We start from the raw sequence: 14,380 nt of genomic DNA on the forward strand, positions 1-14,380 counted from the left end.
GCGATGGCGAGCCGCTGCCGCTGGCCGCCGGAGAAGTTGGTGCCGCCCTGGGAGACGGGCGCGTCGAGACCCTCGTCGAGCCCGCGGACGAAGTCGGCGGCCTGGGCGACCTCCAGGGCGTGCCAGAGTTCTTCGTCGGTGGCGTCGGGCTTGCCGTAGCGGAGGTTGGTGGCGACGGTCCCGGAGAAGAGGTAGGGCTTCTGGGGGACGAGTCCCACGGTCCTGGCCATGAGGTCGGGGGCGAGGTCGCGGACGTCGACGCCGTCGACGAGGACTTCGCCGCCGGTGGCGTCGAAGAGGCGGGGGACGAGTCCGAGGAGGGTCGACTTGCCGCTGCCGGTGGAGCCGATGATCGCGGTCGTCTCGCCCGGCCGGGCTTCGATCCCGACGTCCTTGAGGACCGACTCCTCGGCACCGGGGTAGCGGAAGTCCGCGCCGCGGACCTCCAGATGCCCCCGGCGGCCGAGTTCGGTCACCGGCTTCACCGGCGGCACCACGCTGGACTCGGTCGCGAGGACCTCCTCGATGCGCTCGGCGCAGACCTCGGCCCGCGGCACCATCATGAACATGAAGGTGGCCATCATGACCGCCATCACGATCTGCATCAGATAGGCGAGGAAGGCGGTCAGCGCGCCGATCTGCATCCCGCCGCTGTCGATGCGGTGCGCGCCGAACCAGACGACCGCCACGCTGGAGATGTTCACGACGGTCATGACCACGGGGAACATCAGGGCCATCAGCCGGCCGGTGGCCATCGAGACCTCGGTCAGCTCCGCGTTGGCGCCGCGGAACCGCTCCTCCTCGTAGTCGTCCTTCACGAACGCCCGGATGACGCGGTTGCCGGTGATCTGCTCGCGCAGCACCCGGTTCACCGTGTCGAGACGCTCCTGCATCGTCCGGAAGAGCGGCCGCATCCTCCGGACGATCAGGGAGACCGAGACGGCGAGGATCGGCACCACGGCGAGCAGCACGGCCGAGAGCGGCACGTCCTGGCCGAGGGCCATCACGATGCCGCCGACGCACATGATGGGTGCCGAGACCATCAGGGTGAACGCCATCAGGACCAGCATCTGGACCTGCTGCACGTCATTGGTCGTACGGGTGATCAGCGAGGGCGCCCCGAAGTGCCCCAGCTCCCGCGCGGAGAACGACTGCACCCGGTCGAAGACCGCGGCTCGCACGTCCCGGCCCAGGGCGGACGCGGTGCGGGCGCCGTAGAACACGGCCCCGATGTTGCAGACGACCTGGACGACGGAGACGCCGACCATCAGGGCGCCGGAGCGCAGGATGTATCCGGTGTCCCCCTCGACGACACCGTTGTCGATGATGTCGGCGTTCAGGGTCGGCAGGTAGAGGCTCGCGCAGGTCTGCAGGAACTGCAGCAGCACGAGCAGTGCGATGGGTTTTCGATAGGGCCCGAGGTGGGTTCGGAGAAGTCTTATGAGCACGGCTCCACTATCGCCCGCACGCCCGAGGCGTTACGACTCGGTTTAGGGGTGCGGGGCGAGCCCTGGGGAAGACTTTACGAACGGGGATTCGGGCCCCGGTGAGGTGAGGGACGGGGCGCGATCCCCCCCCCGTCACGCTACGAACCGAACGCGCCCGGGTGGAGCTGGTCCCGGGTGGCCACGTACTGCTGCCGCACCGCCCGTCCCGCGGCCAGGTCCTCACCCGGCTCCAGGATCTGCGCGGCCGCGCCCTGCCAGGCCGGGGGAGTGGACGGCGACAGCGTGCCCCGCGCCACCCCGAGGGCCCAGGCGGCCTGCCGGGCCGCGCCGAGCGCCGCGTAGTCGGCCGGCTGGGGGACGACGACCTGCGCGCCGAACAGCGCGGGCGCGAGCGCCTGCACCGCCGGAAGCGCGGCCGCGGCGCCGAGCAGGAACACCCGGCGCACCTCGACCCCGCGTCCGCGCAGCACGTCCATGGCGTCGGTGAGCGCGCAGAGCATGCCCTCGAACGCCGCCCGTGCCAGGTGCTCGGGCTTCATCGACTCGCGCCGCAGCCCGCTGAGCGTGCCCGCGGTGTGCGGCAGGTTCGGGGTCCGCTCGCCCTCCAGGTAGGGCAGCAGGACGAGCCCGGAGGCGCCCGGCGTCGACTTCAGGGCCAGCGCGGACAGCTCTTCGAGGGAGTCGACGCCCAGCATCTCGGCGGTGCCGCGCAGGGCCCGTACCGCGTTGGAGGTGTGGACGACCGGCAGGTGCATGCCGGTGGCGTCGGCGAAGGAGGTGATCATGCCGCTGGGGTCGGCGAGGGCCTCGTGGTGGACGGCCATCACGGAGCCGGAGGCGCCGAGCGAGACCACCGCGTCCCCGAGGCCGAGCCCCAGGCCCAGGGCGGCGGCCATCGTCTCGCCGGTGCCGGCGGAGATGAGGAGCCCCTCGGGCGTGGTGCCGGCCGCGTCGGCCGGGCCGAGGACCTCGGGCAGCACCGCCTGGTGGCCGAGGGCCAGCTCGACGAGGTCGGGGCGGTACGTGCCGGTGCGGGCCGACCAGTAGCCGGTGCCGGAGGCGGCGCCGCGGTCGGTGGTGCGCCGGGCGGGCCGGCCGAGGAGCTGCCAGACCAGCCAGTCGTGCGGCTGGAGGACCATCGCGACTCGCCGGGCGTGCTCGGGCTCGGTACGGGCCAGCCAGCGCAGCTTGGCCACCGGCTGCCCGGCTCCGGGCACGGAGCCGACGGCCTCGGCCCAGGCCTGCCGGCCGCCGAGCGACTCCACGAGGTCGGCGGCGGCGATCTGGGCCCGCTTGTCGTTGCGCACGAGCGCGGGCCGCACCAGGCCGCCCTGCGCGTCGAGCGGTACGAGTCCGTGCTGCTGCGCGGACACGCCGATGGCCTGCACGCCCTCCAGGAGCCCGCCGGTGGCGGCCTCCCCGAGCGAGAGCAGCCAGGTCTGCGGGTCGACGTCGACGGCCTTGGGTTCGCCCGGGTGAGGGGCGTATCCCTGCCGCAGTACGGCACCCGTGTCCGTGTCACAGACGACGATGCGTGTGAACTCCGCTGAGCTGTCGAGTCCTGCGACTATCCCCATGACACTTGATTCTGCCGCACGCGGGGCGGTTCAGGTGTTGCTGGTGCCCCAGTCGTCCTCTTCGACCTTCCCGTTGGCCCCGCCGCGCCCGGACAGCGCGTGGAACCGCTCGGTCACCGAGGCCGGCAGCTTGTCGCCGACCTTGTCGCCCACGACGTGCGCGGCCTTGCCCGCGACCTGCCGCCCGGTCTGGGCGGCGGACTCGGCGGCGTTGCGCACGGCCGGGTTCTGGGCGAACCCCTTCGCGGACTTCTTCATCTGCTCGTAGCGCTCGCGTCCGGCCCGCGTGCCGACCACGTAACCGAGGGCGAGTCCTACGACGAACGTCAGCTTGTATCGCATAGCCACCACCTTCCCTGGAGAGCTTCCTTGATGCCTGCCGACGCGTCTCCGACGCATCGCCGGTGCCCAGGCGGTGCCCCCGGCGATACCGATTGGCGGAGCACCCCCCTGCTTGCGCTAATGTATGTGTCGCAGCGAGCAACCGCCCGCCCGGAGCATCCGGAGTGGGTACGTTCGGTGCAACGCAGCAATCCCCTGTAGCTCAATTGGCAGAGCAGCCGGCTGTTAACCGGCAGGTTACTGGTTCGAGTCCAGTCGGGGGAGCGCGATCCCCTGTAGCTCAATTGGCAGAGCATTCGGCTGTTAACCGGAGGGTTACTGGTTCGAGTCCAGTCGGGGGAGCGGAACGGAAAAGGACCCTTCGGGGTCCTTTTTCGCGTCTCGGGGAACCATGCGGAGCGCGGTGCGGTCTTCATGGTCGAGCAGAGCCGATCTTCCGGAGCAGGAGATCGTATGAGCGGCTATGCTGCGGCAGACGGCGCGCACACATGTACGCGCCTCACCGTACGGGGCGGTAGCTCAGCCGGTTAGAGCAGCGGACTCATAATCCGTCGGCCGTGGGTTCGAGTCCCACCCGCCCCACCACTTCGTGGTGCCCGCAGAATCGTTCCGACCCGTGATCCGACCGGGCGGACGGTTCGGCGGTGCGAGCCCGCCGTCCACGGCCGGCACCTCTTCCCCAGTCTGCGGCCTCCCGAGGCCGGACCCGGGTCACCGGCCCCGCGACACGCCCGGTGAATCACCCGGATGGCGCGGAACGGCCCCTTCCGGTCGGAGCGTGAGCCGCCTCACACCCCACCACCGAACGCCCTGTCCGGTCCCGAGGGCCCGTACGCGCCGGGTGGACGCGTACGGGCCCTCGGGGCGTTCCCGCCGCGGTGGTCAGTACGTGAGGATCGCCGGGTCCGAGACGCTCGCCGTGCCCGTCTCCACGTGGCCGGCGAGGCGGCGGACGTAGTCCGTGCTCGCGGAGGACGTGACGGTGACGTCGTACCAGTGGTGGGCCGCGGAGACGGCGACGCTGTGGGTGACCGTGGCGCCCTTCGCGACGGAGAGCGTCTTCTGGGCGCCGCCGTAGGCGTTGATGAGGGTCACCGTCGCGGTCGTACCCGCGTTGGTGAAGGTGAGGTCCAGCGTGCCCGTGGTGGCGTTGTGGCGGGCCGTGACCTCCGGGACGGCCGTCTTGCCGGGGGAGCGGAAGCGGCGGACGAAGCCGTTGGGGCCGTGGACCGTGAGGTCGGTGACGCCCTTCGAGTACGTCGTGTTCCAGGTGTCCGCGATCGACTTGCCGGCCTCGGTCGTGTAGGTCCAGGGCGCGTCGGTGCGGTTGGCCGAGGTCACGTAGAACTGCGCGCCCGCCGAGGGCCCGCCGCCGAAGGTGAGACGGTACTTGCCCGCCGCGGTGTCGGCGGAGCCGTCCACGAACGGCGCGTACCTCAGCGGGCGGGTGGGCTTGGCGCCGCGCTCCTGGCGGGGCATGGTGCCGGTCGCCGGGGCGGTGGCGAGGAAGTCGGGATGGCGGTTCCTGTCCGGCGGGAAGTAGCCGGACGTCGGCGGCAGCGCGGCCGCCGAGGCGTCCGTGCGCGAGAAGTCGAAGGCGGAGGTCAGGTCGCCGCAGACGGCCCGCCGCCAGGGCGAGATCTGGGGCTCCCGCACCCCGAAGCGCTGCTCCATGAAGCGGATGACCGAGGTGTGGTCGAAGGTCTCGGAGCAGGTGTAGCCGCCCTTGGACCAGGGCGAGACGACGAGCATGGGGACGCGCGGGCCGAGGCCGTAGGGGCCGGCCACGTAGCCGGTCTTGCCCGGGAAGTGGTCGAGCCCGGTCGCGACGGTGGAGAGGCCCTGCGCGGCGGAGCCCGGGACGTACGGCGGGACGACGTGGTCGAAGAAGCCGTCGTTCTCGTCGTACGTGATGAACAGCGCCGTACGGGCCCACACGTCGGGGTTCGAGGTCAGCGCGTCGAGGACCTGCGAGATGTACCAGGCGCCGTAGTTCGCCGGCCAGTTGGAGTGCTCGGAGAAGGCCTCCGGGGCGGCTATCCAGGAGATCTTCGGCAGCCGGCCGCCCTGCACGTCGGCGCGCAGCCGGTCGAAGAAGCCCTCGCCGGCCTTGGCGTTCGTGCCCGTGCGGGCCTTCTCGAACAGCGGGTCGCCGGCCTGGGCGTTGCGGTACGTGTTGAAGTACAGGAGCGAGTTGTCGCCGTAGTTGCCGCGGTAGGCGTCGTTGATCCAGCCCCAGGAGCCGGCCGCGTTCAGCCCGTCGCCGATGTCCTGGTAGATCTTCCAGGACACCCCGGCCGCCTCCAGGCGCTCCGGGTAGGTCTTCCAGCCGTAGCCCGCTTCGGCGTTGTTGAGGACCGGGCCGCCGCCGGTGCCGTCGTTGCCGGTGTGGCCGGTCCACAGGTAGTAGCGGTTCGGGTCGGTCGATCCGATGAACGAGCAGTGGTACGCGTCGCAGATCGTGAACGCGTCGGCGAGCGCGTAGTGGAACGGGATGTCCTCGCGGGTGAGGTACGCCATCGTGGCCTTGGTCTTGGCCGGGACCCAGTTGTCGTACCTGCCCTTGTTGAAGGCGCTCTGGCCGCCCGCCCAGTCGTGGTTGAGGCCCTGGAGGAACTCCATGCCCAGCTTCGCGCTCTCCGGGCGGAAGGGCAGGGTGACCTTGCTGCCGTCCGACTGGTTCCAGACCGACTTTCCGCTCGGCAGGGTGACCGGGCGGGGGTCGCCGAAGCCCCGCACGCCCTTCATCGCCCCGAAATAGTGGTCGAAGGAACGATTCTCCTGCATCAGGACGACAATGTGCTCGATGTCCTGGATCGTGCCGGTGGAGCCTTGTGCCGGGATGGCGGCGGCGCGCGCGATGCTCTCCGAGAGCATGGTCAGCGCGGCGGTGCCGCCGGCGAGTTGAAGGAACCGGCGACGGTCGAGGTCGGCCATGGGGGAGTTCTCCTCCGGGTCGGGACGGGCACGGGTGGGGGTGCGCGTGCGGTGGCCGGACTGACCGGCCGATGGGCGCCCCAAGGAGAGCGCCCGTGAACCACCGGCCGGGGGCCGTTCCATGACTGCCCGTCGTACGGGAGACGAATCCCCCGTGCTCGAACGGAAGAACTCACGAACGAACGCCCCCGACGGTCGATGACCATCGGGGGCGTACGTGAAGCGACAGAAAACTACTCGACGACGAGGTCGACCTTGATGTTGCCGCGGGTCGCCTTGGAGTACGGGCAGAACGCGTGGGTCTTCTCCAGGAGGGACGCGCCGGCCTCACCCTGGAGGTGGTCCGGGAACTCGGCGCGCATCACGACCGCGAGGCCGAAGCCGCCGTCCGCGGCGTCCTTGCCGATGGAGACCTCGGCGGTGATCGAGGCGTCGGAGATGTCGATCTTCTCCTGGCGGGCGACCAGGTTCATCGCGCTGGCGAAGCAGGCCGCGTACCCGGCGGCGAAGAGCTGCTCGGGGTTGGTGCCCTGACCGTTGCCGCCGAGGGCCTGGGGGTGGGCGAGGGGGAGGTCGATGTGGCCGTCGGAGCTGACGGCGCGGCCCTCGCGGCCGTTGGCGGTGGCGACAGCGGTGTAGATCGCGTCCATGGTGTCCGTTCCTGTCCTCGGGAGGGGTGCTGCGGTGGCTCTCTATTAATAGCGCACGATTAAGTTGTGCACAACTCAATGGCGTGTGAAACGTCCTCGCGTATCCTGGAGCCATGGAGACGCTCGACACCGTCCCGGACGAGGACTTCCTCCGGCTCGACCACCAGATCTGCTTCTCGCTGCACGCGGCGACCCGAGCCTTCAACGGCGTCTACCGCGAGGCGCTCAAGGAGCTGGGGCTCACCTACCCCCAGTACCTCGCGATGCTGGTGCTCTGGGAGCACGGCGAGCTGCCCGTGAAGGGGATCGGGGAGCGCCTCCGGCTCGACTCCGGAACGCTGTCCCCGCTGCTCAAGCGCCTGGAGGCGGCCGGATACGTCGAGCGGCGCCGCAGCCCCGAGGACGAGCGGTCCGTCACCGTCCGGCCCACCGCCGAGGGGACCGCGCTGAAGGAGAAGGCCCGCGACGTGCCGCGCCGGATCGCCACCGCGACCGGCCTCGACCTCGCCGACATCCGCGACCTGCGGGAACGCCTCGACGCCCTGGCCGCCCGACTCGACAGCGTCGACCCGGACGACCTGAACGTCTGCCGCTAGACGGCCGCACCACGAACCGCCCGCCGCGCGGTGGGCGCGGCGAGCGGTTCGTGGTGCGGCCCGAGGGAGCGGTCAGGAGCGGGGGACCTTGCGGAGCAGGGTCAGGACCACGGCCGCCGTCACCAGGGCGAAGACCGCGCTCAGGGCCGACGCCGAGTGGAGGGCCGTGGTGAAGGCCTCCCGTGCCTGCTCCCGCAGCCCCTCGTCCGGCAGGGCCAGCGCCGCGCCCACACTCTCGTGGGCCGCGGCCGGCGCGTCCGCCGGGATGCCGCCGCGGTAGACGGCGACCGCCACACTGCCGGTGACCGCGATACCCAGGGCGAGCCCCAGGTCGTAGGCCGTCTGACCGGTCGCGGCAGCCGCGCCCGCCTTCTCGGCGGGGGCGGAGCCGACCGCGAGGGCCGTCCCCAGGACGCTGATCGGCGCCGCGCCGAACATGATGACCGCGAGGCCGAGGGCGGCCACGGTCACCCCTTCGGCCAGGGCGATCACCGCGTATCCGGCCAGCGAGATCAGGAGCCCGCCGGCGAGGACGTACGCCGGGCGGATCTTCCGCGCCACGAAGGGCGTCAGCTGCGAGCCGGCGATCAGGCCCGCGGCTCCGGGCAGCAGCCAGAGACCGGCTTCGAGCGGCGGCAGTCCGGCGACCGCCTGGAGGTACTGCGGGACCAGGTACTCGACGCCGTTGAGCGCGGTCATGCCCAGGAGCAGGGTGAGCAGGGCGCCGGTGAAGGCCCGGTTCCTGAAGAGCCGCAGGTCGAGGAGCGGGGACTCCAGACGGTTCTGGCGGCGGACGAAGAGGGCCGTGAAGGTCAGCCCCAGGGCGAAGGCGACGCCCGCCTCGGCCGTCGGGCCGTGCGCGGCGAGGGACTTGACGCCGTACACCAGTGGCAGGACGGCGAGGAGGAAGAGCAGCACGCTCGCCGGGTCGAGGCGCCCGGGGTTCGGGTCGCGGTACTCGGGGAGCAGCAGCGGAGCCGTGACCAGCGCGATCAGCATGACGGGCAGGCCCATCAGGAAGACCGAGCCCCACCACCAGGAGGCGAGCAGCACACCGCCGACGACCGGTCCGATCGCGAGCCCGACGGAGAGGGCGGTCACCCACATCGCGATCGCCGTGGCCCGCTGCCGGGCGTCCGCGAACATGTGGCTGATCAGGGCGAGCGTGGAGGGCAGGACCGCCGCCCCGGCGATGCCGAGGAGGGCGCGGGCCGCGATCAGCGTCCCGGCGTTCGGGGCGTAGGCGGCGAGGACGGAGGCGAGCAGGAAGCCGGCCGAACCGGCCATCAGGAGCTTGCGGCGGCCGAGCCGGTCACCGAGGGTGCCCATGATCACGAGGGTGGCGGCGGTGAGGAAGCCGTAGATGTCGGTGATCCAGAGCAACTGGGCGCCGCTGGGCCGGAGATCGGCCGAGAGGTACGGGGTGGCGAGCCACAGCACACCGAGGTCGGCGGTCATCAGGGTGACGGGGAGGAGGAGGACGGCGAGGCCGAGCCACTGGCGGGCTCCGGCCCGGGGCGGTGTCGCGGTGTTCTCCGCGAGGGTCGTGGTCATCGTGCCGGCTCCTCGTTCTCGGTGTTCTCGGTGGTGGTGGTCCTGATGGTCCTGGTGGCGGTGGCCGCGGTGGTGGTCGCCGTCGTGGTGGTGGGGACCGCGGGGGTGGGGTTCGCGGCCGCGCCGGGGAGTGCCTCCGCCAGGGTCCGCTCGGCCTCGTCGAGCAGTTCCGATACCCGGCCGGCCCGCAACTCCACAGGCACTCCGGAGAGTTCGGTGCCGTGCAGGACGCGGAGGGCGGCGTCCGGGAGTCCGCAGAACTCGGAGATGCCGGTCACCAGCATCAGACCGAGCGCGTCGGTCATGCCGAGCCGCTCGATCTCCTCCGGCGTCCCGCCCATCAGGGCCAGCCAGAGCAGCCTCTTCCCCGCCAGTCGGGGGCGGCTCCGGCCGTACGCGAAGCCGTAGTTCCAGACCCGGTCGATCCAGCCCTTCAGGATGGCCGGCGGGGTGAACCACCAGACCGGGAAGACGACCACGATCTCGTCGGCGGCGAGGATCCGGTCCATGTGGGCGCGGACCTCCGGGGAGTAGACCTTCTCGCGGTTCTCCCAGTCCGGCTCGTCCTCCGGCCGGAGCGCCGGGTCGAACCCCTCGGCGTACAGGTCGAGTACGTCGACGGTGCCGCCCTCGTCCTTGCGGCGGGCGTGCAGCCGGGCGGCGACCTGGGCGGTGAGCGAGTCGGTACGGGGGTGGGCGAGGACGAGGAGCGTGTGAGCTGCCATGACCTGGAGTTCCTTCACAGGGGAGGGGGAGGGGAGGGGCGTGGGCGCGTTCGGGGGGCGGGGCGGGCCCGGGATGGTCACGGGCCCGCCCTCGGGCGGCCGGCACCGGGGCCGTCAGAGGCCGAGGCCGGAGCCGCCGCTCGCGTCGATGTTCTGGCCGGTGACCCAGCGGGAGTCGTCGGAGGCGAGGAAGCCGACGACGTCGGCCACGTCACCCGGCTGCCCCACCCGGTTGAAGACCGAGAACCCGGCGGCGTGCGCCTTGGCGGTCGGGTCGGCCATCCACGGGTGGATGTCGGTCTCGATCGTGCCCGGCGAGACCGCGTTGACCGTGATGCCCCGGGAGCCGAGCGTCTGCGCGAGGGTCAGGGTCAGCACCTCGACGGCGCCCTTGGCGGCGGCGTACGAGGTCATGCCCGGGAAGGCGACCTTGGTGACTCCGGAGGAGATGTTGATGATCCTGCCGCCGTCGCGGAGCCGGTCGAGGCCCTTCTGGATGATGAAGAACGGAGCCTTGGCGTTGACCGCGAACACCCGGTCGTAGTCGGCCTCCTCGACCTCGTGGATCTGGCCGGGGCCGGCGATCCCGGCGTTGTTGACCAGGATGTCGAGACCGTGGTCGCCCTCGGTCGCCGCGTCGAAGGCGGCCCAGAGGGCGTCGGCGTCGCCGGGGACGCCCAGTTCGGTGCGGAGGGCGAAGGCGGAGCCGCCGGCCGCCTCGATCGCGGCGACCGTCTCCTTCGCGGCCGTCTCGTTGCTTGCGTAGTGGACGCCGACCCGGGCGCCGTCCGCGCCGAGGCGGAGGGCGATCGCCCGGCCGATGCCGCGGCTGCCGCCGGTGACGAGGGCGGTCCTGCCGGCGAGGGGCTTGTTGCTGCTCATGTCCTGCTCCTTGGTGTTCCGTGTGTCGTTTCCTGCTGACAGGGATGACTCTGGCGGCGGGGTGTTCGGGAACGGCTCGGGTTCTGTTCGGGCCTGGTTCGGGCGGGGAACGGGCCGGGTTCGGGTGCGGTACGGGCCGGGTTCGGCTGTGGAACGGGCCTGTTCGGACCGGCACGGGCGGGTGATCGAAGCCGGGTTACGGTGGCCGTATGCGATTCGCGGTGCTGGGGGAGACGGCCGTACGGACCGAGGACGGCACGCCCGTCCGGGTCCCTGAACTCAAGGTGCGGGCCCTGCTCGCCGCGCTCCTCGTCGATGCGGGCCGGCCGGTCGCCGCGTTCCGGCTCGTCGACGACCTGTGGGGCGACGAGCCGCCCGGCAACCCGCTGCGGGCCCTCCAGGCCAAGGTCTCCCAGCTGCGCCGCGCCTTCGAGGAGGCCGAGCCCGGCGGGCGCGACCTCGTCGTCACGCAGGCACCCGGCTATCTCCTCGCCGTACCCGAAGGGGCGCTGGACGCGCGGGAGTTCGCGCGGCTCGCCGCCCGGGCGCGGGAGAGGGCGGACCCACGCGAGAGGGCCGTCCTGCTCGGCGAGGCGCTCGACCTGTGGCGGGGCCCGGCGTTCGCCGGGTTCGCGGAGGAGCCGTTCGCGCGGGCGGCGGCGGACCGGCTGGAGGAGGAACGGCTCGCCGTCCGCGAGGCACTGGCGGAGGCGCGCCTCGATGCCGGAGAACTGGACGTACTGGCAGGGGAGTTGGCGGAACTCGTCGCCCTGCATCCGCTGCGCGAGCGGCTACGGGCGGTGCAGCTGCGGGCCCTCTACCGGGCGGGCCGGCAGAGCGAGGCGCTCGCCGGGTACGAGGAGCTGCGCACCCTCCTCGCCGACCAACTCGGCCTCGACCCGAGCCCCGAACTGACCGCGCTCCACGCGGCGATGCTCCGCCAGGACCCCTCGCTCTCGGCGCCGGCGGCCGCGCCGTCCGCCGCGCCGCCCGGCACGGTCCGTGCGACGCCGGGGCCGACCGCGAGCGGGGGGCCCGTGCGGGGCAATCTGTTCACACCGCTCACCGGGATCGTCGGGCGCGACGCGGCCGTCGCCGAGGTGCGGGGGCTGCTCACCGAGCGGCGGCTCGTCACGCTCACCGGGCCCGGCGGGGTCGGGAAGACCCGGCTCGCCCTGGAGGCGGCCGGGCAGGCGCGCGAGGAGTTCGCGGACGGCGTGTGGCTCGTCGAGTTCGCCGGCGCGCGCGGGGAGCTCGCCGAGGTCGTCGCCGCCGCGCTCGAACTCCGCGACGACGGGGTGTGGGGGCTGCGGCCCGAGGGGGAGCGGGCGCTCACCACGGCGGAGCGGCTGGCCGAGGTCCTGCGCGGCAAGCGCACGCTGCTCGTCCTCGACAACTGCGAACACGTCGTCGACGAGGCGGCCTCCCTGGCCGAGCTGCTGCTGCGCACGGCGCCGGGCCTCGTCGTCCTGACCACCAGCCAGGAGCCGCTCGCCCTCGCGGGCGAGACGCTGTGGGCGGTGGAGCCGCTCGACGGGGACGGCGCGGTGGAGCTGTTCACGGCACGGGCGGCGGCCTCGGCGCCCGGGTTCGGGTCCGGCGCGGCGCTCGACCCGGCCACCCGGGAGGCGGTACGGGCCGTCTGCCGCCGGCTCGACGGCATCCCGCTCGCCCTGGAACTGGCCGCGACCCGCGTCCGGGCCCTCGGGGTGCACGGGCTCCTGGCGCGGCTCGACGACCGCTTCCGCCTGCTCGACGCGGGGCTGCGCGGCGCGCCGGCCCGGCAGCAGACCCTGCGGGCGGTCATCGACTGGAGCTGGGAACTGCTCGGCGAGCAGGAGCGGACGGTGCTGCGGCGCCTGGCCGTGCACGCGGAGGGCTGCACGCTGGGGGCGGCGGAGGAGGTATGCGCGGGTGGTGCGACGTCGGGAGGCGCGATGCCGGGCGGCACGGCATCCGGAGGTGCCGGTGACGTGTCCGCCGGGGACGTCCTCGGACTCCTCGCCCGCCTCGTCGACCGCTCGCTCGTCGTGGCGGTCGACGGTCCTGACGGACCGCGCTACCGGCTCCTGGAGTCCGTCGCCGCGTACTGCCTCGAACGTCTTGAGGACGCGGGCGAGACGGAGGCCGTACGGGACCGGCACCTGACCCACTACCTGCGGCTGGCCGAGGACGCCGAGCCGGCCCTGCGCGGCCCGGACCAGCGCCGCCGGCTCGCCCGCCTCGACGCCGAGACGGCGAACCTGCGGGCCGCCCTGGACCGGGCGCTCGCCGCGCCCGGCACCGGGCGGAACGCCGGGGCGGCGCTCCGGCTCGTCGACGCGCTCGCCTGGTACTGGGTCATGCGGGGCCGCCTGGGCGAGGCGCTCCGCCACGCGACGGCGGCACTGCGGGCGGCCCTCCCGAAGACCGCGCAGGCCGCGCAGGCCGCGCAGACCCCGGAGACCGCGGAGACCGCCGAGGGCCAGGCGCCCCCCGAACAGCGCGCGCTCCGCGCCCGCGTGGAGGTCTGGCGCACGGGCCTGGCGATCATGGGCGGCGACGGCACGGACCGGCGGCAGCGGATCGCGAAGGCCCTCACGGCCTACGAGGCGACCGAACCGCTCCGGCCCTCGGACCACGCGTGGGCGCGCTGGTTCCTCGCGCACGTGCTCTGCGGGACGGGCAGCCAGAGCGAGGGCGGCCGGCTGACGGGGGAGGCGCTCGACGGGGCCCGGGCCCACGGGGACCGCTGGGTCGAGGCGGCGGCACTCGCGGACCGCTCGGTGCAGCGGCTGCTCGGCGGCGACGTGGCGGGCACCGAGGAGGACGCGGCCCGTTCGGACGCGCTGTTCGCCGAGGTCGGCGACGCGTGCTGCCGACTGTGGTCGGTGTACCCGCTGGCGACGGTCGCCGAGATCCACGGGGAGTACGAGCGGGCGGACCGGCTCAAGCGGGCGGGCCTGGCGGCGGCGGAGGGCCTCGGCCTGACGGCCGAGGTGCCGGACCTGCTGGCCGGGATCGGGCGTACGGCCCTGCTGAGGGGTGATCTGGCCGAGGCGCGGGCGTACCACGCGGCGGCCCGGGAGCGGGCGGTCGAGATCGGGTTCCGGGCGGGCGAGATCAACGCGGTCCTCGGCCTCGGCCTGGGCGCCAGACGCGAGGGCCTGATCGACGAGGCCGAGGCGCACATGAGGGAGGTCCTCGACTGGCACCGGGCGGTCGGCCTCGACTCGGCCAACGCGCTGATCCTGGCCGAGCTGGGCTTCTCGGCGCTCGCGCGCGGCGACGCGGCGGGCGCGCTGGAACTCCAGGAGGAGGGCTACGGCACCGCCCTGGCCTCCGGCGACCCGCGCGCGGTCGCCCTCGCCCTGGAGGGCCTGGCCTCGGCCCACGCGGGCGCGGGCCGGGCGAAGGGGGCCGCCCTCCTCCTCGGGGCGGCGTCGGCGCTCCGCGCCTCGACGGGCGCGCCCCTGCCCGCGGCGGAACGCTCTGACGTCGACGCCACGGAGACGACGGCCCGCGCGGCCCTGGGCCCGGAGGCCTTCACCGAAGCCTTCACCCACGGCACGACCCTGCCCCACGAACGGGCGGTGACGGAGGCGGCGCCGCCCGCGCGGGCCCCGGATCCGACGCTTGAACCCTTGACCAAAACGTAAGGATCAACTGCCGTACTCACCCCTATACTCG

Annotated in this window: 10 protein-coding genes and 3 tRNA genes; 5 read left to right on the plus strand and 8 right to left on the minus strand. The window is 73.0% G+C overall.

The features are described from left to right. From ACIP84_RS34070 to ACIP84_RS34080, 3 genes are all read right to left on the minus strand, one after another. A partial coding sequence (locus tag ACIP84_RS34070; protein WP_401803262.1) for an ABC transporter ATP-binding protein occupies positions 1-1,448 on the minus strand: 1,448 nt, incomplete at its 3' end. 137 nt (positions 1,449-1,585) lie between these two features. Continuing rightward, the gene (locus tag ACIP84_RS34075; protein ID WP_355970293.1) at positions 1,586-3,025 is read right to left on the minus strand and encodes an FGGY family carbohydrate kinase; all 1,440 of its coding nucleotides are present in this window, start codon (positions 3,023-3,025) and stop codon (positions 1,586-1,588) included. 30 nt (positions 3,026-3,055) lie between these two features. Then, positions 3,056-3,367, minus strand: coding sequence for a YtxH domain-containing protein (locus ACIP84_RS34080; protein ID WP_355970290.1), 312 nt, complete (start codon positions 3,365-3,367; stop codon positions 3,056-3,058). Positions 3,368-3,558: 191 nt separating this feature from the next. Here ACIP84_RS34080 and ACIP84_RS34085 point away from each other — a divergent pair. The 3 genes from ACIP84_RS34085 (at position 3,559) to ACIP84_RS34095 (ending at position 3,952) form a co-directional block, all read left to right on the plus strand. After that, positions 3,559-3,631 (plus strand) — tRNA-Asn (locus ACIP84_RS34085). A gap of 5 nt (positions 3,632-3,636) precedes the next feature. Further along, positions 3,637-3,709, plus strand: a tRNA-Asn gene (locus tag ACIP84_RS34090). A gap of 166 nt (positions 3,710-3,875) precedes the next feature. Next, positions 3,876-3,952: transfer RNA gene (locus ACIP84_RS34095), tRNA-Ile, on the plus strand. Between the two features lie 297 nt (positions 3,953-4,249). Here ACIP84_RS34095 and ACIP84_RS34100 read toward each other — a convergent pair. Together ACIP84_RS34100 and ACIP84_RS34105 are read right to left on the minus strand one after the other, a co-directional pair. Further along, on the minus strand, positions 4,250-6,304 hold the full coding sequence (locus ACIP84_RS34100; protein WP_401803265.1) for a phosphocholine-specific phospholipase C: 2,055 nt from the start codon (positions 6,302-6,304) through the stop codon (positions 4,250-4,252). A 233-nt stretch (positions 6,305-6,537) separates the two neighbouring features. After that, complete coding sequence (locus tag ACIP84_RS34105) at positions 6,538-6,954, minus strand: organic hydroperoxide resistance protein (RefSeq protein WP_055603198.1); 417 nt, start codon at positions 6,952-6,954, stop codon at positions 6,538-6,540. Positions 6,955-7,067: 113 nt separating this feature from the next. On the opposite strand from ACIP84_RS34105, the gene ACIP84_RS34110 reads away from it, so the two are divergent. Next, positions 7,068-7,550, plus strand: coding sequence for a MarR family transcriptional regulator (locus ACIP84_RS34110; protein ID WP_355970285.1), 483 nt, complete (start codon positions 7,068-7,070; stop codon positions 7,548-7,550). Between the two features lie 72 nt (positions 7,551-7,622). On the opposite strand, the gene ACIP84_RS34115 is transcribed toward ACIP84_RS34110, so the two are convergent. The 3 genes from ACIP84_RS34115 to ACIP84_RS34125 form a co-directional block, all read right to left on the minus strand. Then, a complete protein-coding gene (locus ACIP84_RS34115) occupies positions 7,623-9,104 on the minus strand; it encodes an MFS transporter (protein WP_401803270.1) in 1,482 nt (493 codons plus the stop codon). Further along, positions 9,101-9,829 (minus strand): NAD(P)H oxidoreductase, encoded by a 729-nt coding sequence (locus ACIP84_RS34120; RefSeq protein ID WP_401803273.1) that lies wholly within the window; start codon positions 9,827-9,829, stop codon positions 9,101-9,103. The genes ACIP84_RS34115 and ACIP84_RS34120 overlap by 4 nt, the downstream gene beginning before the upstream one ends. A gap of 114 nt (positions 9,830-9,943) precedes the next feature. Beyond that, positions 9,944-10,711, minus strand: a complete 768-nt coding sequence (locus ACIP84_RS34125) for an SDR family oxidoreductase (protein ID WP_401803276.1) — start codon at positions 10,709-10,711, stop codon at positions 9,944-9,946. Positions 10,712-10,920: 209 nt separating this feature from the next. Here ACIP84_RS34125 and ACIP84_RS34130 point away from each other — a divergent pair, with 209 nt between their 5' ends. Continuing rightward, positions 10,921-14,349: a BTAD domain-containing putative transcriptional regulator gene (locus ACIP84_RS34130; protein WP_401803278.1), complete on the plus strand. Its 3,429-nt coding sequence runs from the start codon at positions 10,921-10,923 to the stop codon at positions 14,347-14,349. The last annotated feature ends 31 nt before the right edge of the window (positions 14,350-14,380 follow it).

This window comes from Streptomyces sp. NPDC088707 (assembly GCF_044752725.1).
Lineage (GTDB): Bacteria > Actinomycetota > Actinomycetes > Streptomycetales > Streptomycetaceae > Streptomyces.